This window comes from Deltaproteobacteria bacterium (assembly GCA_022340465.1).
Lineage (GTDB): Bacteria > Desulfobacterota > Desulfobacteria > Desulfobacterales > B30-G6 > JAJDNW01.
Map to the genome: position 1 here is coordinate 24,110 of JAJDNW010000033.1, position 23,210 is coordinate 47,319.

A 23,210-nucleotide genomic window follows, 5' to 3' on the forward strand; every position below is an offset into this window, starting at 1 on the left:
TCATCAATACGCGCCATTTCCGGTCAGCCCGGTTAGGGAGGTGAAAGTATAGTTTTCCCAAGACGAACAAACAGGCCGCAACGTTCTGACAGAACCAATATCAACAAGAACATCAGAGCGAAGGAAGTCAGGGTCATCGACCCCGACGGTGAACAGATCGGCGTTATTCCAACGTATAAAGCGCTTGCCATCGCCGGCGATCACGGTTTGGATCTCGTGGAGGTTTCGCCCAACGCGAATCCCCCCGTCTGTAAAATCATGGACTACGGACGGTACAAGTACGAGCAGACAAAAAAACAGCAGGAGGCGAAGAAGAAGCAAAGCACTTTTCAGGTGAAAGAGATCAAAATACGCCCGAAAACCGGAGAACACGACCTGAACACCAAGTTGAACCATATCAAGCGGTTCATCGACAAAAAGGACAAGGTCAAGGTCACCGTAATTTTCAGGGGACGGGAAATAACCTTGTCCAACAGGGGACGGGAACTGCTTCAGCTTATTGCCGAAAGTGCCGAAGAATTTGCCAGCGTGGAACAGGCTCCCAAGTTCGAGGGCAGAATCATGACCATGGTGCTGGCTCCCAAATAAAACCTGTTTACATTATCTATTATACGAACCACCCCACTGAAGCGATAGGCACCTGGTAGGCGCTGCGGCGCTCAACGAGCGGTCTGCAACCTCATTGATGACAATAATTCTGGCGTGGGCTGACACACGGTAGCGATGCTCACGCCATCTATTTTTTTAAAAAGGAGTGAACTGAACATGCCGAAAATTAAAACCAATCGGGCTGCAGCCAAGCGGTTCCGCAAAACTGGATCGGGCAAATACGCCTTCTCGAAATCACATGCCAACCACATCCTGACCAAAAAGACCACCAAACGCAAACGCGCCCTGAGGCAGGGGCAGTTGGTCAAGAAGTCCGACATGAAGGAAGTGCGGCTGCTGCTGCCCAACTAACCAACCGTCGTATAACGAATAACGTTTTCAGGAGGAATATATCATGCGGGTTAAAAGAGGATTCAAGGCGAGACATCGCCGTAAAAAAGTGCTGAAGCTGGCCAAGGGGTTTCGCGGCGGTCGCAGCAAGCTTTTCAGGACGGCGGCTGACGCCGTGGACAAGGCGCTCATGTATGCATACCGTGACCGCCGGGCCAGAAAGCGCGATTTCAGGCGGCTGTGGATCACGCGGATCAATGCTGCGGCGCGTATGAACGACATCTCTTACAGCAAATTCATTCATGGCCTGAAAAGGGCCGAAATTGAACTCGACCGCAAGGTTCTGGCCGAACTGGCGGTTTCGGACCCGGCCGGCTTCGCGAAAATAGCCCAGCTTGCTGCTCAAAACGCCTGACAACGGATTCACCGTGGATAGCTTAGATCAAACCGAAAAAAGGGCCCTCGACGAATTGGGTGCGGCTGCAACCGTGGAAGCCGTCAATACCCTCGGTGTGCAGTACCTGGGCCGCAAAGGCGTGATTACCGGCTTTTTGAAAAACATCGCCAGCCTCCCCAAGGAAGAAAGGCCCGCCGCCGGAAAAAAGGCCAACCGGGTCAAAGGGGCCCTGGAGCAAGCCATCGAAAAAGCGCGCAAACGGATCGAAACGGCGATGGCGGACAGCGTCGACCGTTTGGACGTATCGCTCCCGGGAAGCCCTTCGCTTGCCGGTGCATTGCATCCGGTCACCCAGATATCCCAGCAAATCTGCAGCATCTTCAACAGCCTGGGATTCGATATCGCAGAAGGTCCGGAAGTCGAGACGGACTACTACAACTTCGAAGCGCTCAACTTCCCCAAAGATCATCCGGCCAGAGATATGCAGGACACCTTTTTCGTGTCTGAGGATGTCGTTCTCAGGACGCACACGTCACCCATGCAGATCCGCATCATGGAAAAAACACAGCCGCCCGTACGGGTGGTGGTTCCCGGCAAGGTGTTCCGCTGCGACTCCGACCTGACCCACACGCCCATGTTTCACCAGGTCGAAGGGCTTCTCGTGGATCGCGGCATCTCCTTCGGGGACCTCAAAGGCATTCTGACAGCCTTCGTCCATCAGATGTTCGATGACCAAACAAGCCTCCGATTCCGTCCCAGCTTCTTTCCTTTTACGGAGCCCAGTGCCGAAGTGGACATCCTCTGCGTCATGTGCCGGGGCAAAGGGTGCCGGGTCTGCTCCCACACCGGATGGATTGAAATTCTCGGCTCGGGAATGGTCCATCCCGCTCTATATGAAAATGTGGGCTACGACCCCGACCTTTACAGCGGATTTGCCTTCGGCATGGGTGTGGAGCGCGTTGCCATGCTGAAATTCGGCATCGACGACATCAGAAAATTTTTCGAAAACGACATCCGCTTCTTAAATCAATTTTAACACCGGGTTAAACAGATACCGCCGCACTGCAGGACGCGTGAGCCACTTAAGCCGGTAAGGGGTAATGTATAGATGAAAGTGAGTCTCAGTTGGCTGAAGGCATTCGTGTCGGTTGACATGACGCTGGAGGAGTTGACCCACGACCTGACCATGGTGGGGTTGGAGGTGGAGGGCGTGGCCGACCGGTACGCCTATCTCGACAACGTGTTTGTCGGCCGCATCACCGCCGTCAAAGACCATCCCAATGCGGATCGGCTCAAGGTATGCGACGTTGCTCTGAAAAACGAAACCCGCAGGGTCGTCTGCGGAGCCCCCAATGTGGTCGACGGCATGCTGGCCCCTTTAGCCCTGCCCGGAACCCAGCTGCCCGACGGCACCGTCCTGAAACAGGGAATCATCCGGGGTGAGGCCTCGGAAGGCATGCTTTGCAGCGAAACCGAGCTCGCACTTGGCGAGGATGCGTCCGGCCTCATGGTGCTGAATGAAGACCTCCCCGTGGGAGAGAACCTGGCCGTGGCCCTCAACCTATCGGATCCGGTGCTGGAAATCGACCTCACACCCAACCGTCCCGATTGCCTCAGCATTATCGGCACGGCCAGGGAGGTCGCCGCCATTCAGGGCCGCAAAATCAGCGTCGAACCCGTAACGCTGGCCGATGCCGGGCACGAGATCGACCGCCACACCTCCGTTACGGTTGAAGCGCCGGACGACTGCCCCCGCTACACGGCTCGCCTGCTGGAAAATATCATTGTGGGCCCGTCACCCCAATGGCTGCAAAACAGACTGATTTCCGTCGGCCTCCGGCCGATTAACAATATCGTCGACATCACCAACTTCGTCCTGATGGAGTACGGACAACCGCTGCATGCCTTCGATTTCGACCGCCTGGCGGAAAACCGCATCGTCGTGCGCAAGGCGGAGGCCGGTGAAAAATTCACCACCCTCGATGGCAAGGAACGCGAATTGTCCGCAGGCATGCTGTTGATATGCGACGGTGAAAAACCGGTGGGACTGGCAGGCATCATGGGGGGCCTGAACTCTGAAATCGAAAGCACCACCACGAGGGTCCTCATCGAGAGTGCCTATTTCAACCCGACGAGCATCCGTAAAACAGCCAAGACGCTGGGATTGAACACGGATGCATCCCACCGCTTCGAACGCGGCATCGACCCGGAAACGACGCCGGTGGCCCTGGACCGGGCGGCAAAGCTGATGATGGAGCTGGCCGGCGCCACCCTGGTCGACGGGGCTATCGACGCCAAAGCGGTTATCCCCCAACCGGCACCGATCGTACTGACCCTAGCGGAAACGAACCGTCTTTTGGGGACCGACCTCGATCGTGAAGCGATCAAACGCCAGTTGAAATCGATCGAATTCAAGGTTGAAAACGGACCCGGCAAGGACCTCACGGTGACCGCCCCGACCTTTCGCGTCGACATCACCCGTACCGTCGACCTCATCGAAGAGGTTGCCCGGCTAACCGGCTACAACAACATCCCCGCCACACATCCACTGGTGCCTGCGGAGACGCGCCGGCCGTCGAAAGCCCTGACGGAAAGGGACCGCATCAAGCGCATCATGACGGGTTTCGGCTTCTCCGAGGCCATCAATTACAGCTTCATGGACAGCCGGATGTGCGACAGCCTGAACCTGACGCGTGAAGACTCCCGACGAAATTTCGTAGAAATCCTGAACCCGCTGACCGAAGACCAGACGGTTATGCGCACCTCCATCATACCCGGCATGATCAGGTCTATGCACCGCAATATCAGCCGTCAGATAAAGCGGATCAAGCTTTTCGAAGTGGGTAAAATCTTTATCCGGAAAGCAACCGCCGCACTGCCTGATGAAACCGAGATGCTCGGCGCCATTCTGTCGGGGCCGGTGAGCCCGCCCCACTGGAATGCGACGGAAAAACCGTTTGATTTTTATGATATGAAGGGAATCGTCGAAGGATTGCTGAACGCCCTGAATGTCGACAACATCGCCTACACCGCCATGCCGGACGATCGGTGTCGCTACACGCGCCCCGGACACACCGCCCGGATTTTGCACGAAGACGCGGACGTTGGCCTGGTGGGGGAATTGCAGCCCGACGTAATGCAGGTCTTCGATTTGAAACAGAACGCATATATTTTCGAACTCGATCTGACCCGGCTTTATGAAGCCATTCCCGCATTCATCCAGGCACGTGACATCCCGCGATTCCCGGCAATATCCCGCGATGCCACCATTATCATCGATCGGGATATCGAGGCCGGCAACATCCTGGAATGCGTCCGCGAAATGGATGAAACCCTTGTTGAAAATGTGCTGGTTTTCGATGTGTTCACCGGGGACCCCATTGCCGAAGGGAAAAAAAGCATCTCTTTCAGGATCACCTACAGATCCCATGCAGAAACCCTGGAAGACGAGCGGGTCAACCGGCTCCACAAAGAGATCACCTTCAAGGTTATTCAAAAATTCGACGCCGGGCTTCCCGAATAATAATGGTTACCCAATTATTATCATACGCCGTTGCGCGACTCTTGTTGACTTGGGGATTATTATACGTATATAATCAACTGCTTGCAGTCCAGAGAATAGAAGGGCCTAACTTCTTCGAGCTTCGGGGCTGGTAAGGATTGCCCTTTGTCGGGGGGTGTGCCATACCTTTTTGGGGTTGATAGATCCAAAGATCTTTCTGTGTGAAGGCGCGGTAAAATGAAAAACGCACCCATCGTCATTCCAGACAAATTTTATTTCAAAATTGGAGAGGTCGCGGCACTCTTAGAGCTGCCGACGCACGTGCTCAGGTTCTGGGAATCCGAGTTTCATCGCATCAAACCCAAGCGAACCTCTGCGGGGCAACGCCTTTACAGGAAAAAAGACGTCGAGCTCATCCTTGAAATCAAACACCTTCTGTACGAAAAAAAATACACCATTCCCGGGGCAAAAAACTATTTGAAAAACCGGCGCGCACGGCAACACCCCCAGGCCCCGACCTTTGACGACATTCTGCGGGAACTCTCCTCCATCCGCCGGCTTCTCGACTGATGCGAACCCGTTTTCATCATTTATCGCGAGAATAGTGAAAACCTGTTGACAGTTCGCCATTTATGTTTTAAATATCTCTTTCTGGCAAGCGGGCATAGCTCAGTTGGTAGAGTACAAGCTTCCCAAGCTTGGTGTCGCGAGTTCGAATCTCGTTGCCCGCTCCACCAAAGCCCGTCTTTCAGGGAATCGAAAGGCAGGTGGGAAAGCGCTTTTATCTATGGGCGCCGTTGAATTTTTTATCGTATGGTTGTTTGCATGAACTGACGAAGATCTGCTGTCTACATTAAAGAGTTGCCATAGATGAGAGAAACGGGCTTTCGCCCGTTTTTTTATTTTTTTAAAAGAAATCTCTTGGCGATAGTTGCAGTAAACGAGTGAAAAAAAGAAGGAAAAAACAGGACCGCAAAACGGTCCCCTTCCCCGCGGCGAAAACGGAACGCTTTCTGGCAAAAGCCAGAGCCCTGGCGGAACCGTTGTGCCACGCGGAAGGGATGGAGCTTGTTTTCGCAGAATACCAGGCGGAACCGGCAGGAAGGATCCTGCGCCTGTATATTGACAAACCGGGTGGCGTAACCCTGGATGACTGTGTCGATATAAGCCGCCAGCTCAGCGATATTCTGGATGTCAGCCTTGAAAGCGATGATCCTTACAATCTGGAAGTCTCTTCTCCGGGGAACGATCGCCCCGTTGGGAAACTGGAAGACTTTCAACGCTTCGAGGGCCAGGCCGCCAAAATTCAGACATTGCAGCCCATTGACGGCCGGAAAAATTTCAAAGGCACCCTTGCAGGCGTCGAAAACGACATGATCAAGATCATGACCAATGGTAAAACCGTCGCTATTCAATTCGATACGATTAGCAGAGCGCGGCTTATCAATTACAATGGAGAAAGCTGATGTTGATTACAGACATAAAACGCGTTGTTGAACAGATCAGCCGTGACAAAGGCATTGATCGTGGCATTCTTATCAAAGCACTGGAAGAAGCATTACGATCCGCTGCCAGGAAAAAGTACGGCAGCAAGGTTGACATCGAGGCTCAATATGTTGAAGAAACCGGAGAGATCGAAGTCTTCCAGTTCAAGGAGGTCGTTGCCGAGGTTGTCGAGCCCGACCTTGAAATAAATCTGGAAGAGGGTCGCGAGCTGGATCCGGAATGTGAAATCGGCGACAGTTTGGGCACGAAAATGGATGCCATGACGTTTGGTCGGATAGCCGCGCAATCGGCGAAGCAGGTCATCATCCAGAAAATGAAGGATGCCGAAAGGGATGCCGTATATGCCAATTTTATCGACCGCAAGGGTGAAATCATCAACGGCATCGTCCAGCGGATCGAACGGGGCGACATTATCGTCAACCTCGGCCATACCGAAGGCATCGTTCCCGTCAGAGAGCAGGTCCCCAGGGAGTCCTACCGTCGCGGCGACCGCATCCGGGCGCTGATCCTGGATGTCCTCCTCGAAACGAGGGGGCCGCAGATACTGCTTTCACGCACACATCCGGATTTCCTTGTGCACTTGTTCAAAACGGAGGTTCCGGAAATAAGTGAAGGCATTGTCGATATCATGGGGGCTGCCCGGGAACCCGGTAGCAGGGCAAAATTTGCCGTATCGTCCAACGATTCCGACATCGACCCGGTAGGTGCCTGTGTGGGCATGAAAGGGAGCCGGGTTCAAAACGTCGTTCAGGAGCTGCGCGGTGAAAAAATCGATATCATACCATGGCACGCGGACGCGGCCAGGTTTGTGTGCAACGCGCTGGCACCCGCCGAGATTTCGAGAGTTATCATCGACGAAGAAAACCGCTCCATGGAGGTTATCGTACCGGATGAATTTCTTTCCGTCGCCATTGGAAAGCGGGGGCAAAACGTCAGGCTGGCTTCTAAATTGACCGGCTGGCATCTCGACGTCAACAGTGAATCCCGCTACAGCGAAGCCATGAAAAGTGGTTATGACTCCCTGATCGAACTTCCCGGCGTCGGGATCAGCATGGCGGACGCGCTATATGAAAAAGGCTTTTTCTCGGCGGAGGAACTCAGCCGCGCCAGTGTTGAAGATCTCGCCACCATTCGCGGCATCGGCAACGAAAAGGCGCTGCAGCTGATCGAGGCCGCCACCCTACACCTGGAGAGTGCCGCGGCGGCGGATGAAGCCGAGCCGGTGGACGCGCAAGCGGATGGGCCGGACTCGAATGAATCATCGGACCCCGATGACATGCGATCGGATGAACCGGTGACCGGAATCCATGAATCCGAAGATGAACTGGCGGAAGAGAATTCCGAAACCAAGGATGACTAACTCAAAGCTACTTTCTATACCGTTTTAAGGGGGATGGATGGGAAAGATCAGAATATATGAACTTGCCCGGGACCTGAACATGACCAACAAACAGCTTCTCGAAAAACTGGAGGAGTTGGGCATTCCCGCCAAAAGCCACATGAGCTCTTTTGAGGAATCCGAAGTGGAGGGCATCAAGGCCAAAATCCACGGAAAAAAGCAGCCTGAACTTGTGGAAAAGCGTATTCGGCCCTCGGTGATCCGCAGGCGCAAAGTCAAGAAGGTGGTCGAGGAACCGTCTGCTGCCGAACCGGAGCCCCCAAAGGAAGCCGAGGCCGAATCTCCCGAAAAAGCGGAGCCTGTAGCCGAAGATACCGCCGCTGAAGGGGAAGTCCAGGAAGCGGCCATGGAAACCGAAGCGACCGAAGCGGCCGCTGCGACAGACGAAACCGCCGCTGCGCCCGAAAAACCGGAAGAAGAGGCGGCCGCTCCCGAAGCTGAACAAGAAACGAAAAAAGAGGTCCAGGCGGAAGCGCCCGAGGAACCATCGGAGGAAGCGCCCACGGCACCGGGGGACGAACCCGCCGTCGAAACGCCTTCCCAACCGAAGGAACCGAAGAAAAAGGCGGCCAAGCTGCGCAAAAAAGAAACGCCGGCAAAAATCATCAAGCTGCCCACAAAACCGGTACCGCCTCCCCCGGAAAAAGCCTCCGCAGTTCCGGACGGAACGCCCCCGCCCCCTCAAAGGCCGGATAACAGGGAAACCCCGACCAGGGCCAAGAAAAAGAAGGGCCGCAAGGCTGCCGTTGCGGCCGCGACCGCGGCCGACGGTGACAAGAAATTTTTCAAAAAGAAAATCTCTTTCATGAAGAAGGAGGTCGTCGAGGGCAAAGACCTTTACTCGAGCCGCGGCAAGCGGGGGCGCAAAGGCCGCAAGGGCGGCAAGACAAAACTGGAAAAGGGCCTCCAGACACAGATCACGACCCCCAAGGCCATTAAACGAAGAATTAAAATCGACGATACCATCGTTCTGGCGGAACTGGCCAAACGCATGGGCATCAAGGCCAACGAAATGATCGCCAAGCTCATGTCCCTGGGCGTCATGGCCACCGTTAACCAGACCATCGACTTCGACACGGCCGTGCTCGTATCCGCAGAATTCGGTTATGAACTGGAAAAAGCCTCGTTCGAAGAGGAGATTATTCTCAAGACCGAAACCGATGATCCTGAAAATCTCGCTGAACGGCCGCCAGTTGTCACCATCATGGGGCATGTCGACCACGGCAAAACGTCCCTTCTCGATGTCATCCGCAAAACCCGGGTGACCGAACTGGAGGCCGGCGGAATTACCCAGCACATCGGCGCATACAACGTTTCAACATCGAAGGGGCACATCGTATTTCTCGACACCCCCGGCCATGAAGCCTTTTCAGCCATGCGTTCCAGGGGAGCACGGGTAACCGATATCGTTATTCTCGTTGTGGCCGCCGACGACGGCGTCATGCCACAAACCGTGGAAGCGATCAACCACTCCAAGGCCGCCGGGGTGCCCATTATTGTCGCGGTGAACAAAATCGACAAAGCCAACGCGGAACCGGAGCGCGTGCAACGTGAATTGGCTGAAAACGGGCTGGTCCCCGAAGACTGGGGGGGTGACACCATTTTCGTCACCGTTTCCGCCAAACAAAACACCGGTATTGACACCCTGCTTGAAATGGTTCTGCTGCAGGCGGAAATGCTCGAACTGAAGGCCAATCCCGACAAGCTGGCCCGGGGCCATGTGGTTGAAGCCAAGTTGGATGCCGGACGCGGGCCGGTGGCGACGGTACTCGTTCAAGAGGGCACGCTGCATGCCGGCGACCCGGTTGTATGCGGCATCCACCACGGCAAAGTCCGTGCGTTGCTGAATGACAGGGGCCTCCAGGTTAAATCGGCCGGGCCATCCATTCCGGTGGAAATTATCGGTCTTTCCGGGGTGCCCCAGGCGGGAGACGAAATGATCTCGCTTGCCGACGAGAAAGACGCCAAGCAGGTCAGCCTTCACCGCATGCAGAAGCAGCGCTCCCTGGACCTTGCCAAAACCGGCCGCCTGAGTCTGGAGGGACTCTTTGAAAAGCTGCAGGAAGGTGAGGTCAAGGACCTCAACATAATTCTAAAGGCCGACGTTCACGGTTCGATTGAAGCCCTGCGGGACTCCTTGTCCAAGCTGAGCAATGAAGAGGTCAAAATCAACATCGTGCACGCGGCCACTGGAGCCATCACCGAATCGGACATCTCCCTGGCAACCGTATCCGACTCGATCATCGTGGGCTTCAACATCAGACCCACGGCAAAGATTCAGGATCTGGCCGAAGAAGAGCATGTGGATATCCGTTACCACAATGTCATTTACGATGTCATCAAGGAGATCCAGAACGCCATCCTGGGAATGATGTCGTCGATTTTCGAAGACCGGACACTGGGGTGGGCCGAGGTTCGCGACATTTTTCACATTCCGAAGGTGGGCGCCATTGCCGGTTGCTATGTCACCGACGGCAAATTTGAGCGCGGACAGAAAGTGCGCCTGGTTAGGGAAGGCGTGGTGATATATGACGGCAAGATCGGTTCCCTGAGACGCTTCAAGGACGACGTCAAGGAAGTCCAAAGCGGCTATGAGTGCGGCATCGGTATTGAAAACTTTAACGACATCAAGCTCGGCGACACCATCGAGTGCTACTTCACCGAGGAAATCAGGCCGGAACTCGACTGATGGTGATCGGCATTGGCGTCATAAAATTTCGTATTCATGACTGCCGGTCCCTGAAAGTCAAACGCAGCGTTGTCAGGGCCATCATCGGCCGCATTCGCAACCGTTTCAATGCGTCGGTCGCCGAGGTGGGCGCCAATGACATCTACGACAGGGCGGAGGTCGGATTCGCTCTAGTGGGCACCGACCGGAGGCATATCAACGCCAAGGCCGACAAGCTGCTGAATATGATCGATGATCTTGGATTGGCCGAATTCGTTGACAGCGAACTGGAGATTATTACCTTATGAAACCTTTTTCCCGTTCCGACAGGGTCGGCGGGCTGATACAACGAGAGTTGTCGAATCTCTTGCAAAAAAATGTCAGCGATCCGCGCCTCGAGGGCACGATCATCACGGGCGTGAAGATGTCGCGGGACTTGAGAATTGCCAAGATATATTTCACGTCTCACGGTGGTAAGACGCAAAGCCAGGCCACGGCGGAGGGCTTTAAAAGCGCTCTCGGATACGTAAAGCGTCACCTTGCAGACAAGCTGGGTCTGAGGTACATGCCGGCGCTGCAATTTTACTATGACGAATCGTTCGACTATGGAGCAAATATCGACAAGCTCCTGCAAACAGCCAAGAAGCAAGCCGTAAAATAGCATGGACAAAATCATCACGCAGCTGAAAGAAAGCCGTAACGTACTGGTCACCAGCCATATCAATCCGGATGGCGATGCCATCGGTTCACTCGTTGCCATGGGGTTGGCCTTGAAGTCCTACGGGATCAAGGCTGTCCTTTTCAACGAAAGCGCCATTCCGGCGGTGTACCGGTTTCTGCCGGGGGTCGCATTGATTACCCGCCGTTATCCGCAGAAATGCCGCTTTGACACGGCGGTCGTTCTGGACTGCGGCAATCTGGACCGGGTCGGCAGGGCTGCCGCCACGGTGTCCGACATTCCGGCGGTCGTCAATATTGACCACCATGTCACCAACGACGGGTTTGGAACCCGGCAGATAATCGACCCCAACGCGTGTGCCACGGCGGAGATTGTCTACCGCCTGGTGAAAGCCATGGGAATCGAGATCGACCAATCGATGGCGACATCGATCTATACCGGTATTATAACGGATACCGGCTCATTTCGCTTTTCCAATACAAACCATGCCGCCTTTGCCATTTGCGACGAAATGGTTAAATTGGGTGTGCAACCGTACAAAGTGGCGCAACATGTATACGGAACCTATTCGCTGGGCAGGATCAAGTTGTTGAACCTGGCCCTTGAATCCATCGAAATCACGCGCAACGGTAATGTGTCCATGATGATGCTCACGCAACAGATGCTGAACGAAACCGGAACCCATCCGGAGGATGCGGACGGCCTCATCAATTACGCCCGGCGGATCGAGGATGTCAAAATGGCTGCCCTGATCCAGGAACGGAGCAACGGCGGCAATGGTGCCGGGGGGGAGAAACAGTTTCACGTCAGCCTGCGTTCCGATGGCTCGGTGGATGTTGCCGCCATTGCTTCCGGGTTCGGCGGCGGCGGACATCCGAACGCTGCCGGTTTCGGTATCAAGGCAACGCTTACGGACGTGAAAAATAAGATTGTTCAATTGTCTGAAACCATTTGACCCCCCTGAATTTGTATCCCCACTGCCGGCTGCGGCGGTGCGGACCGGGACGCGGTTGAAACAGCACGACACTCACGATTCATTTCGGAAGCTTATGCCGGGAGATGGCACATACCGCGGTGATGGCATTGTCGCCATCGACAAGCCCGAAAAGATGTCTTCCGCCAGGGTAGTGGCCCGCGTAAAAAAAGCTTTGGGAGCCAGGAAGGTGGGGCACACGGGTACGCTCGATCCTTTTGCTACGGGCGTGCTGATCTGCTGCATCAACCGCGCGACCAGGCTGGCGCGTTTTTTTCTGGAGGGCAACAAGGCATACGAGGCGACCCTGCGGCTGGGCATCGAAACGGATACGCAAGACGCCACCGGTGCCGTTATTTTCGAAAGGGAAGTTGCCGATATATCGGAGGATCTTTTGGCTGACACCATCCGGCGCTTCACCGGATGGATCGACCAGATCCCGCCGGCTTATTCGGCCTTGAAGCACAAGGGGGTTCCCCTGTACAGGCTTGCCAGGAAAGGAACGCCCGTTCAGAAACCGGCACGCAGCGTTCATGTTTCGAGGATCCGTATCCTTGAAATCGATCTGCCGTACATCCGGTTGGCGGTGCACTGCTCGGCCGGTACGTACATTCGGACACTCTGCGCCGACATGGGCGGTATGATCGGGTGCGGGGGACACCTGGCGGCGCTGAGAAGAACCCTCAGTTCAGGGTTCGCCGTCGAAGACGCTCTTTCCCTGGACACGTTCGAGACGTTGGCCCGGCAGGGTGGCGTATCCTCGTACCTGACAGGTATGGCGGACGCCCTGCAGGGCATGCCCCAGGTGGTCGCCGACGATCGCTTGACCGGAAAAGTTGCCCATGGCATTCGCCTGCGCGGCGAGGATGTCGCCGTAGAAGATCCACTGCCCGGCGGCGGGTATCTCAAGATCGTCGATAAAATGGGCCTGCTGATGGCTGTGGTGCAACAAAAAAATGAACGTAAAAGTTATGATTATTGTTGTGTTTTTCAATCATAACATGCAAATGATAAGCACAGAAACTTTCATACGAAAAATAAGGGAATCAGCTCAAAACAAAAACACAGGAGGCAAAAGAAAGTGGTTTTTACAGCAGAAGACAAAAAAGCGCTCATTGAAAAATATAAAACCCATGAGAGCGACACGGGTTCACCGGAGGTTCAGATCGGGCTTCTCACCCACAGGATTACCTACCTGACCGAACATCTGAAAATCCACAAAAAGGATCATCACTCCCGCAGAGGGCTTCTGATGATGGTCGGACGACGTCGCAGACTGCTGAACTACGTAAAAAACAACGACGTCCAGCGCTACCGCACCATCATCAAAACCTTAGGGCTCAGGCGATAGACGCCTTGCACTATCATATGCGCTCGCACGGGCACCTGATCGGTGCCGCTTCGACGTATCGCTCACCATTATTGAACCACTGATGAGCCGATCGATGACGTCACTTACCGTCGAGTGCGTTGTTAAAATAAATAATTCCGCACGATGTCCCCAAACCGGTGGGACTCGTTAGCCGAAACGGCTGCGGAACAACCAGCGTACATTAGGAAAAATTTTATGGAAATCACATTGAAAACAGATGTCGGTGGCAAGGAATTGAGCATACAGACCGGAAAGGTCGCCAAGCAGGCATCTGGTTCCGTTGTCGTAACCTACGGAGACACAACGGTATTGGTAAGTGCTGTTTCATCCCATGATGAACGGAATGTCGGTTTTCTGCCGCTATCGGTGGAATATCAGGAAAAAATTTATGCGGCCGGCCGCATTCCGGGAAACTATTTTCGCCGCGAAATCGGCAGGCCCAGCGAGAAGGAAACCCTGACCGCCCGCCTGATAGACCGGCCGATTCGCCCGCTGTTTCCCAAAAAATACAACTTCGAAACCCAGGTCATCGCAACGGTTCTCTCCATGGACCAGGAAAATGACCCGGATGTCATCTCGATGGTCGGGGCTTCGGCGGCCCTTGTCCTCTCGGACGTTCCCTTTGCCGGCCCCATTGCCAGCGTTCGCGTGGGCCGCATCGACGGTGAACTGAAAGTCAACCCGGTCATTGCCGAATGGGAAAAAGCGGACATCAACATCATCGTTTCCGGTTCCAAAACCGGGGTCGTCATGGTGGAGGGCGGCAGCGACGTCGTCAGTGAGCAAGAGATGCTCGACGCCATATTTTTCGGGCACGAGGCGCTGAAACCCATTGTCGAGATACAGGAAAAGCTGAGAGAGTCGGTCGGCAAACCCAAACGCGAATTCATGCCACCGGAAAAAGATGAAGCGCTGGTCGACAGGCTGACGGCAGACGCAGAAAGCCGTTTGCGGGACGCCATCACCATTCCGGATAAAATGGAGCGTTACAGCGCCATCCGTCAAGTAAAGAACAGCATCTTCGAAAGCCTCGGGGAAGAATATGCCGATCGTGCAAGCGAAGTATTTGAAATCCTGGGTGATCTTCAAAAAACAATCAGCCGAAACCTCATCCTGAAGGAAGGCCGCAGAATAGACAACCGCAAGTTCGACGAAATACGGCCGATCACCTGTGAAGTCGGCCTGCTGGCCCGCCCGCACGGCAGTGCCCTGTTCACCCGCGGCGAAACACAGGTGCTGAGTGTTCTCACCCTCGGGTCCGGTCCCGACGAACAGCGGGTCGAGACCCTCAGCGGAGAAGAGTTCCGGCCTTTCATGCTGCACTACAACTTCCCGCCGTTTTCCGTGGGCGAGGTAAAGCGCGTCGGCAGCCCCAGCCGCCGGGATATCGGGCATGGAGGCCTTTCCACACGGGCCCTGGAAAAGGTCCTGCCGGAAAAGGAAGACTTCGATTACACCATCCGTCTGGTGTCCGAAGTGCTCGAATCCAACGGATCCTCATCCATGGGAACCGTTTGTGCCGGAACCCTGGCGCTGATGGACGGAGGGGTCCCCATCAAGGCGCCGGTATCCGGAATCGCCATGGGGCTGGTGAAAGAGGGTGACCAGACGATCATCCTGTCGGACATCCTCGGGGATGAAGACCACACGGGCGACATGGATTTTAAAGTCACCGGCACCAGCGAGGGCATCACCGCCCTGCAGATGGACATCAAGATCCACGAACTTTCCAAGGAGATCATGGAGAAAGCCCTGGAACAGGCGCGCTTAGGCCGAATGCACATCCTGGGCAAAATGCTGGAAGCGCTGGACGAACCCAGAAATGCGATTTCGCCCTTTGCGCCCAAGATAATCACCATCAAAATCAACCCCGATAAAATCAGGGAGGTGATCGGCCCGGGCGGAAAAATCATCCGTTCCATCCAGAGTGAAACCAATACCAGGATCGAGATCGATGATGCCGGTATTGTCAAAATTGCCGCCACCTCCGCCGAAGACGGTGCGGCCGCCGAGCAGGCGGTTCTGGAAATCACACGAGAGCCCGAGGTGGGCGCAACCTACGAGGGCAAGGTCGTAAAAACCACCGATTTCGGTGCGTTTGTCCAAATCATGCCGGGGACCGATGGTCTTGTACATATCTCCCAGCTGGCCAACCATCGCGTCAATAAAGTCACTGATGTGGTCAAGGAAGGCGATATGCTAAAGGTGAAGGTCCTCGAGATCGGAAGAGACGGTAAAATCCGCCTCAGCCACAAAGCTGTTTCCGAAGATGAAAGCTGATCCTGATTTCCGCAAAACCACATTGAGCAACGGGATCAACGTCCTGAGCAAAAACATGCCTCATATCCGCTCGGTCACCATGGGTGTCTGGGTGGATGTGGGGGCTCGCGACGAGACGCCGGACGAAAACGGCCTGTCCCATCTCATCGAACACCTTATCTTCAAAGGGACCGACAAACGCTCGGCGTTTCAGATCGCCAAGGAGTTCGATGCCATCGGCGGTCAGACCAATGCCTTCACCACCATGGAAAACACGTGCTACCATGCCAAGGTCATCAACACGCACCTGGACACCATGGCGGAAATCCTTTCGGATATTTTTTTAAACTCCCGGTTCGACCAGGAGGATATCCGGCGCGAGCAACCGGTAATTCTTCAAGAAGTGGGGATGGTCGAAGACAGCCCCGATGAATACATTCACATCCTTTCCGGAGAAAATTTCTGGGGCGAGCATCCCCTGGGCCGGTCCATTCTCGGGAACCGCCAAAACATCCTCGCCTTTAACGCCGAAAGGCTGAAAACCTTTTTTAAAAAACTCTATCAGCCCAATCGCATTCTCATATCTGCGGCCGGCAACCTGGAACACGATCGTTTGCTCGACCTGATCGGCCCCGCCTTCGAAAATATCGCGCCCGGAAAGGGTTTTCCGGATCGCGTTCCGCCGGAGGTAAGAGCCGGCCTCGTTCTCAAGCAACGGGACCTCGAACAGGTTCACATCTGCCTCGGAACGCGCGGCCTGCCCACGGCCGACCCCGGCCGTTATGCCTTGTCGCTGATGAACACCATTCTAGGCGGAAACATGAGCTCGCGGCTGTTCCAGGAAATCCGGGAGCAAAGAGGGCTGGCCTACACCGTCTACTCCTTTGTATCCTCCCATGTCGACACCGGCATGTTCGGTGCGTATGCCGCCGTCGAACCGTCCAACGCCCTGGAGACATGCAGGCTGCTTCTGGAACAGCTCTACCGCCTGAAACGCGAAAAAGTTTCGGAAAATGAGCTTACCGGAGCCAAGGAGTTCATCAAGGGAAACCTTTATCTGGCTTCGGAAAACGGTGAAAACCAGATGGTGCGGCTGGCCCAGAACGAGCTTCACTTCCGGCGCAACGTTCCGTTGAAAACGGTCATCAAACAAATCGAGGCCGTAACCGCCGATCACATTCTGGAGCTGGCGAACACACTCCTCGAGGATAACACCCTTTCACTAACCATGCTGGGCCAGGTTACCGACCGCAGCGCCTGTGAAGACTTGCTGAAAGACTATATGCCTTCATGAACACACCGCCCGTCATTCAAATACTCAGGTTGCGGCCGGAAAGCGATGCCGACATCCCGCTGCCCAGGTACATGACGCCCCAATCTGCAGGCATGGATGTATGTGCCGCCAATCCGGAGAATTGGGTGCTGGAGCCCGGTAACATCAAACTGGTACCCACGGGGTTCGCCATGGCCCTGGGAGACGGATTTGAAGCCCAGATGCGACCCAGAAGCGGACTGGCCATGAAGCACGGCATCACCCTTATCAATTCCCCGGGCACCATCGACGCCGACTACCGGGGAGAAGTCAAAATACCCCTGATCAATCTCGGGGCTGCCCCCTATACGATCCGCCGCGGCGCCCGGATTGCCCAGATGGTTGTCCATCGGGTGCAGCAGATTCAGTTGCGGGTGGTCGAACAGCTGGAAGCCACCGAACGCAGCACCGGCGGATTCGGGTCAACAGGAAATTAGGTCGCAGGTTACAGCTGACAGCGGGCCATGAACTATCAGCTATGACCTGTGTTTGAAACCCTTGTCTCCAACAACATGAGAGAGCCATCATCTTAAAATGTATCATGAGGGAGATGCCCAAAATTAACAACAGATTATCCATCTGCATGCTGGCCAGCGGCAGCAAGGGCAATGCCATATACATCTCCGACGGCGCCACCTCCCTCCTGGTGGATGCGGGCCTTTCCGGCGTCGAAATCGAGCGCAGGCTTCGATCCCACGGGCTGGACCCACGCGATATCGATGCCCTGATCATTTCACACGAGCACGCCGATCATACCCGGGGGGCCGGTATTCTTTCACGGCGTTTTCATCTGCCCGTTTATATATCGGAAAAAACAAAAAGGGGCGCCGCGGCAACGATTGGGAAAATAGACGATATCCGCCCCTTCCGGTGTGGGCAACCCTTCTGCGTCAACACCCTCGACGTATATCCCTTCTCCATTGCTCACGACGCCGAGGACCCGGCGGGATTCACCATTGAACGGAACGGACGCAAAATCGGCATTGCCACGGATCTCGGCATTGCCACCAACATGGTGAAACAACATCTCAAAGGTTGCGATCTGCTGATTCTGGAGGCCAACCACGACCCTGAAATGCTGATGAGCGGGCCTTACCCCTGGCCGCTGAAACAGCGCATCAAGAGCCGCACCGGCCACCTCTCCAACCAGGCGTCCGGAGAATTGCTTTATGAATTGAAACACGATAGTCTGCAGCACGTGATCCTGGCGCACCTGAGTGAAACCAACAACACACCGGACAAAGTGCTGCGGGAAGTCGGCCCTGCGCTCAAAGGCTGCAACGCCCGCCTGCACGTGGCCGTACAGGACTTTTGCGGAGAGCTTCTGTCCCTGGAATAGGGGTCAACGACATCCATATGTGAAGGAGTACAATCAATGAACGACGAACCGATAAACGATGAGCAGGAACCCAGTTTTGCCGACCTGCTGGAATCCTACAGCGAAGGCATGCAGGATGACCTTCAGGTGGGCGATAAAATCACCGGGAAGATTATCTCCATCGGCAAAGACACGATTTTTATCGACACCGGAACCAAAGTCGACGGTGCGGCGGAGAAAAAGGAGCTGCTGGATGAAAACGATGCTTTTCCCTATGAGGTGGGCGACCCCCTCGAACTCTACGTCGTTTCCATAAGTGAAGATGAAATACGCCTGTCGAGAGCGCTCTCGGGCATCGGCGGCTACCACATGCTGAAAGACGCGCATGACGGGGCCGTTCCTGTGGAGGGCAAGGTCACTGCCCCGTGCAAGGGCGGCTTCCATGTGGAAATATTGAAACGCCGCGCCTTTTGCCCTATCAGCCAGATCGACGTTAAGTTCGTCGAAGACCCCGAGCCATATGTCGGCAACACCTACTCGTTTCTGATAACACGGCTGGAAGAGAACGCCAAAAACATTGTCGTATCGCGTCGAGCGCTGCTGGCTGAAGCCCAGGAAAAAGAACGGCAGGCTTTTTATGAAACGCTCCACACAGGCGATATCTATGAAGGCACCGTCACGAAAATCATGCCCTACGGCGCCTTTGTGGAGCTGACGCCTGGCGTTGAGGGCATGGTGCATATTTCCGAAGTGCGTTGGTCCCGCGTCGAAAATCTGCAGGATGTTCTGGCGGTAAACGACGTCGTGCGTGTCCGGGTGATCGGTATCAAGGAAGGTAAAAAAGCCGGCATCAAAAAGCTTGAGCTATCCATCAAACAAGTTCAGGGGGACCCCTGGGACGCCGTGGAGGACACCTATCATGAGGGCGATATCGTCCAGGGCACGGTCTCCCGCTGTATGAAGTTCGGTGCCTTCGTAGAACTCGAACCGGGGGTCGAAGGATTGGTTCACATCAGCGAAATGAGCTATACCCAAAGGGTTCATAAACCCGAAGATGTGGTGCGTGCCGGTGAAACCGTATCCGTGCTTATCAAAGGGATCGATCTTGAAAACCGCCGGATATCATTAAGTATCAAGGAGATCGAGGGAGATCCCTGGAGCAGTGTGGGCGACGATTTTCGAGTAGGGCAGAAAATCGAGGGCACATTGGAAAAGAAAGAGTCATTCGGCTGCTTCATTCGTCTGAAGCCCGGCATTACCGGTCTTTTGCCGAAATCGAAACTTGCCGCCTCCGGCATGGAAGGCGGCATCGAAAAACTGAAAGAAGGCCAACGCCTCTCCGTCGTCATTGCAAGCATCAACCCGATGGAGCGCAAAATCAGCCTGACCCCGGGGGATGGGCCGGCGGAAGAAAACTGGCAGCAGTTTAACGACGACGAAGCCCCCGCCTTGGGCGATCTGGCTGAAAAACTGAAACAAGCCCTTAAAAACAAATGAATAATGAGGTCTCAACATGTCTGAAAATAACCTTGATACCATTATCATCGGTGGCGGCCCCGGGGGCCTGTCAGCAGGAATATATGCCAAGCGGGCGGCACTCGACACGCTTTTGATTGAAAAGGGCGTTCCCGGCGGTCAGATCGTCAATTCCGACGAAGTCGAAAATTACCTGGGATTCGAACACATCGGCGGCGCCGAACTTTCCGTGAAATTCAGCCAGCACGCCCAGTCGTACGACATTGACATCATGTCCCAGGAGGTGACGGAAATCATCCCGGGAGCGGATTTTCACACGGTCAAGCTTGCCAATGGGGATCAATTCCATACCTGCAGCATTATTATGGCCATGGGCGGCAACCCCAGAAAGCTGCAAATCCCGGGGGAAGACGAGTACTACGGCAAAGGCGTTTCCTACTGTGCCGTCTGTGACGGCTTCTTCTTCAGAGACAAGACGGTGCTCGTTGTCGGGGGCGGCGACACCGCCGCGGAAGAAGCCCTTTACCTGTCGAAACTGGCCAAAAAGGTATATATCGCCCACCGGCGGGATGCGCTTCGGGCCGGTATGATCCTGCAGCAGCGCATCTTCGACGATTGTAAGATCGAGATGCTCTGGAACACCGTCCCCACGGAAATCAAGGCGGGCGTCGATGGGGTCGACCACGTGGTGCTGCAGGATACCGTGGATGGCAATAAAAGGGATCTGTCCGTGGACGGTGTCTTCATTTTCATCGGATTCGAACCCAACAATCAGCTGGTTCCCGCCGGGGTGAAAATGACCGCAGACGGGTATGTGGCGACGGATGAAAAGTGTGAGACCAGCATTCCCGGCATCTTTGCCATCGGTGATCTCATGGAAAAATATGCCCGCCAGATCATCACCGCCGCTGCGGACGGCTGTACGGCGGCCCTGGCCGCGGCGCACTATGTGGAAGCCAAAAAATCACTGGACGAATGCACGTTGTAAAAAAAGCAGGGCAACGCCCCGCGTTGCCCTGCTTTTCGATCCGAGAAGGCTTCTCTTAAAGTGCCGTTATTTGCTTCGGCGCCATCTCTTCTTTTTATTTGCAGATGCCCGAAAGTAAAGATGCACGCACACCCGAGAAGCCGCTCTACATGCCGCCCCCCCTCCTTTTGCCGGTATCGCCCGTGAAATCGATGGGGAAGCGTCGCCCGGTTCTCCTTTTTCCTGATTGAAACCGATGGCTTTTATGAATTACTGCCTTACAAGTTTCATGCCACATTCAACAACTTTATAAACATATCCTTTTTTATCATGTTGTTAGAAAAGATCTCCTCAGATACAACGTTCGCGAAAGTGACAAATATTGTCACGTCGACAGCCCGAAATTGTCACCTTGCCACGGCAATCGCGGACTATATTTCCACTAGCCGGTAATCCCTGCTGCCCAAATTCAGCTGCCGGGCGTATTCCAGCTGAAGTGTCCAATCGACCTTCGGGTAGAGGGCGTTGAACTTATCCCCGCCGGCTTCCCGCCCCTCTTTTAAACAGGATCCCGCCAGAGCCGGCTCGGCATTGACCAGGTCGACGGACGCCTGATCGATGGCCACCGGATCCCGTGAAGCCAGAATGCCGATGTTTCTAACGATCGGTGCATCGCTCACGGGCAGGCAGTCACAGGCTGGCGAAACGTCCGTGATAAAATTCACAAACAGGGCCTTGCCCTGCTTATTGTGCAGCACACCTTGCACGTATTCGACCATTTTTTCCATGAAATCCGGGATGGATTTGCTCCAGCGCACCTGGATAGCCTCCTGCGCGCACATAAGAATGCACTCGCCACAGCCGATGCAGGCGTCTTCATCGATTACCGCCTTGTTTTCCGCATTGATGGAAATGGCCCCCTGGGAACAGTGGTTGACACACGCCTTGCACCCGATGCACCGCTTGTGCTTGACCTTGGGGGCGATGCCGGAGTGCTGCTCCAGCTTTCCGTGGCGCGATGCCGACCCCATGCCGACATTTTTCAGGGTGCCGCCGAAACCGCTCAATTCATGCCCCTTGAAATGCGCAATGGACACCAGTGCATCGGCATTGACGATATCCGAACCGATATAGACCGTATCAAAGTGCTTGCCTGCGATCTCCACGCCGGTCTGGCTCCGCCCCCGCAGCCCATCGGCGATAATGATGGGGGCGCCCACGACGGTGTAGGCAAATCCGTTTTTCATGGCGGTTTCGATGTGTTCGACGGAATTGCCCCGGGCCCCGGCATACAGCGTATTGGCATCCGTCAAGAACGCCGTTGCCCCGGTTTTTTTGATTGCTTTTACGATTTCACGCACATACAGGGGACGCACGAAAGCGCTGTTGCCCATTTCGCCGAAATGTATCTTCACGGCAGTCAAATCCCTCTTGCTCAGTACATCCGCCAGGCCGGCGCTGCTCACCAGTTTTTCCAGTTTTTCAAAGAAGGGCTCCTTCATGGATGCCCTGAAATTGATAAAAAAGACGTCGCTCGGCATATTGTCCTCCCATACCGGTTGTCATGATTATGTTCCGAATGAAACCCGCTAAATAGGCCGTCCCTGAGATTTTCAAGGCGGCATATCATTAATATGCCGCATGGCTTTCACAGTGCCCAGCCGGATAGATGATGATTCCAACACCTTAATCTTTAAAAACCTTTTGCCATCCAAACCGACCCCTGATAAAGCATGCCGCATGCCCCATCAACCATCCCGTGAACTTGAACGCCGCCTGGCGGCACTCGACCGGATTTACGCCATTTTCGATAAATTCATTGCCTCGTATGACCTGGCCTGTCGATCTGCGTGCGCCACGTGCTGCACCGCCAACATGACGCTGACGACCCTTGAAGGGTACCGCATTGTCTCCCGCATGAACATCCGGGAAAGGAAGCGTTTGGTGGACCATATGAAAACCGCCGGCGGATCGCCGCGGTTTCAACCGCGTCTGTCCATCAACACCATCGCCAAACGGTGTCGGGATGGAAAGCCGATACCGGATGAAACGCCGGACCCGTCATGGGGCAAGTGCCTTTTATTGGCCGGCGACCTCTGCTCCATGTATGCCTTGCGGCCCTTCGGGTGCCGCTGCATGGTATCCCGCACAAACTGCCGACAGACCGGTTACGCCGACATGGACGATTTCATTCTGACGGTAAACAACCTGTTTATGCAGACGATCGAACACATGGACCCGTACGGCGGCACCGGCAATCTTATCGATATCCTTTTGTACTTTTTTCGTCCGGAAAACCTCGAAACCTACCGGCACACAATGAAGGTCCTTGACGTGAACGGCCTTGCACCCAACCGCCCCATCCCGGTGCTGATGGTGCCGCCTGAGCACGGGCAACGCGTGGAACGGATATTGGAAAAACTGCGCAAAGCGACCGCCTAGC

Annotated in this window: 23 protein-coding genes and 1 tRNA gene; 22 read left to right on the plus strand and 2 right to left on the minus strand. The window is 54.9% G+C overall.

Annotated elements, in window-relative coordinates; translation table 11 throughout:
* Positions 1-3: 3 nt before the first annotated feature.
* Positions 4-204 (minus strand): hypothetical protein, encoded by a 201-nt coding sequence (locus LJE94_05985; GenBank protein ID MCG6909660.1) that lies wholly within the window; start codon positions 202-204, stop codon positions 4-6.
* Here LJE94_05985 and infC point away from each other — a divergent pair.
* The 21 genes from infC to trxB all read left to right on the plus strand — a co-directional run bounded on the left by infC (position 112) and on the right by trxB (position 20,788).
* Positions 112-588: a translation initiation factor IF-3 gene (infC, locus tag LJE94_05990; GenBank protein MCG6909661.1), complete on the plus strand. Its 477-nt coding sequence runs from the start codon at positions 112-114 to the stop codon at positions 586-588. The genes LJE94_05985 and infC overlap by 93 nt on opposite strands.
* A 177-nt stretch (positions 589-765) precedes the next feature.
* Positions 766-960 (plus strand): 50S ribosomal protein L35, encoded by a 195-nt coding sequence (gene rpmI, locus LJE94_05995; GenBank protein MCG6909662.1) that lies wholly within the window; start codon positions 766-768, stop codon positions 958-960.
* 40 nt (positions 961-1,000) lie between these two features.
* On the plus strand, positions 1,001-1,354 hold the full coding sequence (gene rplT / locus LJE94_06000; protein ID MCG6909663.1) for a 50S ribosomal protein L20: 354 nt from the start codon (positions 1,001-1,003) through the stop codon (positions 1,352-1,354).
* Between the two features lie 13 nt (positions 1,355-1,367).
* On the plus strand, positions 1,368-2,372 hold the full coding sequence (gene pheS, locus LJE94_06005) for a phenylalanine--tRNA ligase subunit alpha (GenBank protein ID MCG6909664.1): 1,005 nt from the start codon (positions 1,368-1,370) through the stop codon (positions 2,370-2,372).
* A 72-nt stretch (positions 2,373-2,444) separates the two neighbouring features.
* Positions 2,445-4,859 carry a phenylalanine--tRNA ligase subunit beta gene (pheT, locus tag LJE94_06010; GenBank protein MCG6909665.1) on the plus strand — a complete coding sequence of 805 codons (2,415 nt, stop codon included), beginning with the start codon at positions 2,445-2,447 and terminating at the stop codon, positions 4,857-4,859.
* Positions 4,860-5,075: 216 nt separating this feature from the next.
* On the plus strand, positions 5,076-5,408 hold the full coding sequence (locus LJE94_06015; GenBank protein ID MCG6909666.1) for a MerR family transcriptional regulator: 333 nt from the start codon (positions 5,076-5,078) through the stop codon (positions 5,406-5,408).
* An 88-nt stretch (positions 5,409-5,496) separates the two neighbouring features.
* A tRNA-Gly gene (locus LJE94_06020) sits at positions 5,497-5,572 on the plus strand.
* Between the two features lie 210 nt (positions 5,573-5,782).
* The gene (locus LJE94_06025; GenBank protein ID MCG6909667.1) at positions 5,783-6,304 is read left to right on the plus strand and encodes a ribosome maturation factor RimP; all 522 of its coding nucleotides are present in this window, start codon (positions 5,783-5,785) and stop codon (positions 6,302-6,304) included.
* Entirely contained in the window at positions 6,304-7,704 is a 1,401-nt protein-coding gene (nusA, locus tag LJE94_06030; GenBank protein MCG6909668.1) for a transcription termination factor NusA, read from the plus strand. The genes LJE94_06025 and nusA overlap by 1 nt, the downstream gene beginning before the upstream one ends.
* 37 nt (positions 7,705-7,741) lie before the next feature.
* The gene (infB, locus tag LJE94_06035; GenBank protein MCG6909669.1) at positions 7,742-10,432 is read left to right on the plus strand and encodes a translation initiation factor IF-2; all 2,691 of its coding nucleotides are present in this window, start codon (positions 7,742-7,744) and stop codon (positions 10,430-10,432) included.
* On the plus strand, positions 10,432-10,719 hold the full coding sequence (locus tag LJE94_06040; GenBank protein ID MCG6909670.1) for a DUF503 domain-containing protein: 288 nt from the start codon (positions 10,432-10,434) through the stop codon (positions 10,717-10,719). Before infB ends, LJE94_06040 begins: the two co-directional genes overlap by 1 nt.
* A complete protein-coding gene (rbfA, locus tag LJE94_06045) occupies positions 10,716-11,072 on the plus strand; it encodes a 30S ribosome-binding factor RbfA (GenBank protein ID MCG6909671.1) in 357 nt (118 codons plus the stop codon). Before LJE94_06040 ends, rbfA begins: the two co-directional genes overlap by 4 nt.
* 1 nt (position 11,073) lies before the next feature.
* Entirely contained in the window at positions 11,074-12,045 is a 972-nt protein-coding gene (locus LJE94_06050; protein MCG6909672.1) for a bifunctional oligoribonuclease/PAP phosphatase NrnA, read from the plus strand.
* Positions 12,046-12,139: 94 nt separating this feature from the next.
* Positions 12,140-13,063 carry a tRNA pseudouridine(55) synthase TruB gene (gene truB / locus LJE94_06055; GenBank protein ID MCG6909673.1) on the plus strand — a complete coding sequence of 308 codons (924 nt, stop codon included), beginning with the start codon at positions 12,140-12,142 and terminating at the stop codon, positions 13,061-13,063.
* 81 nt (positions 13,064-13,144) lie between these two features.
* Complete coding sequence (gene rpsO / locus LJE94_06060) at positions 13,145-13,414, plus strand: 30S ribosomal protein S15 (GenBank protein MCG6909674.1); 270 nt, start codon at positions 13,145-13,147, stop codon at positions 13,412-13,414.
* Between the two features lie 216 nt (positions 13,415-13,630).
* A complete protein-coding gene (gene pnp / locus LJE94_06065; GenBank protein ID MCG6909675.1) occupies positions 13,631-15,715 on the plus strand; it encodes a polyribonucleotide nucleotidyltransferase in 2,085 nt (694 codons plus the stop codon).
* On the plus strand, positions 15,705-16,988 hold the full coding sequence (locus LJE94_06070; GenBank protein ID MCG6909676.1) for an insulinase family protein: 1,284 nt from the start codon (positions 15,705-15,707) through the stop codon (positions 16,986-16,988). Before pnp ends, LJE94_06070 begins: the two co-directional genes overlap by 11 nt.
* Positions 16,985-17,443 (plus strand): dUTP diphosphatase, encoded by a 459-nt coding sequence (dut, locus tag LJE94_06075; protein ID MCG6909677.1) that lies wholly within the window; start codon positions 16,985-16,987, stop codon positions 17,441-17,443. Before LJE94_06070 ends, dut begins: the two co-directional genes overlap by 4 nt.
* Before the next feature lie 113 nt (positions 17,444-17,556).
* The gene (locus tag LJE94_06080) at positions 17,557-18,345 is read left to right on the plus strand and encodes an MBL fold metallo-hydrolase (protein ID MCG6909678.1); all 789 of its coding nucleotides are present in this window, start codon (positions 17,557-17,559) and stop codon (positions 18,343-18,345) included.
* A 36-nt stretch (positions 18,346-18,381) separates the two neighbouring features.
* Positions 18,382-19,821 carry a 30S ribosomal protein S1 gene (locus tag LJE94_06085; protein ID MCG6909679.1) on the plus strand — a complete coding sequence of 480 codons (1,440 nt, stop codon included), beginning with the start codon at positions 18,382-18,384 and terminating at the stop codon, positions 19,819-19,821.
* 16 nt (positions 19,822-19,837) lie between these two features.
* Positions 19,838-20,788, plus strand: a complete 951-nt coding sequence (trxB, locus tag LJE94_06090; protein ID MCG6909680.1) for a thioredoxin-disulfide reductase — start codon at positions 19,838-19,840, stop codon at positions 20,786-20,788.
* Between the two features lie 410 nt (positions 20,789-21,198).
* On the opposite strand, the gene LJE94_06095 is transcribed toward trxB, so the two are convergent.
* Complete coding sequence (locus tag LJE94_06095; GenBank protein ID MCG6909681.1) at positions 21,199-22,308, minus strand: DUF362 domain-containing protein; 1,110 nt, start codon at positions 22,306-22,308, stop codon at positions 21,199-21,201.
* A 199-nt stretch (positions 22,309-22,507) separates the two neighbouring features.
* Here LJE94_06095 and LJE94_06100 point away from each other — a divergent pair, with 199 nt between their 5' ends.
* Positions 22,508-23,209, plus strand: coding sequence for a YkgJ family cysteine cluster protein (locus LJE94_06100; protein ID MCG6909682.1), 702 nt, complete (start codon positions 22,508-22,510; stop codon positions 23,207-23,209).
* The last annotated feature ends 1 nt before the right edge of the window (position 23,210 follow it).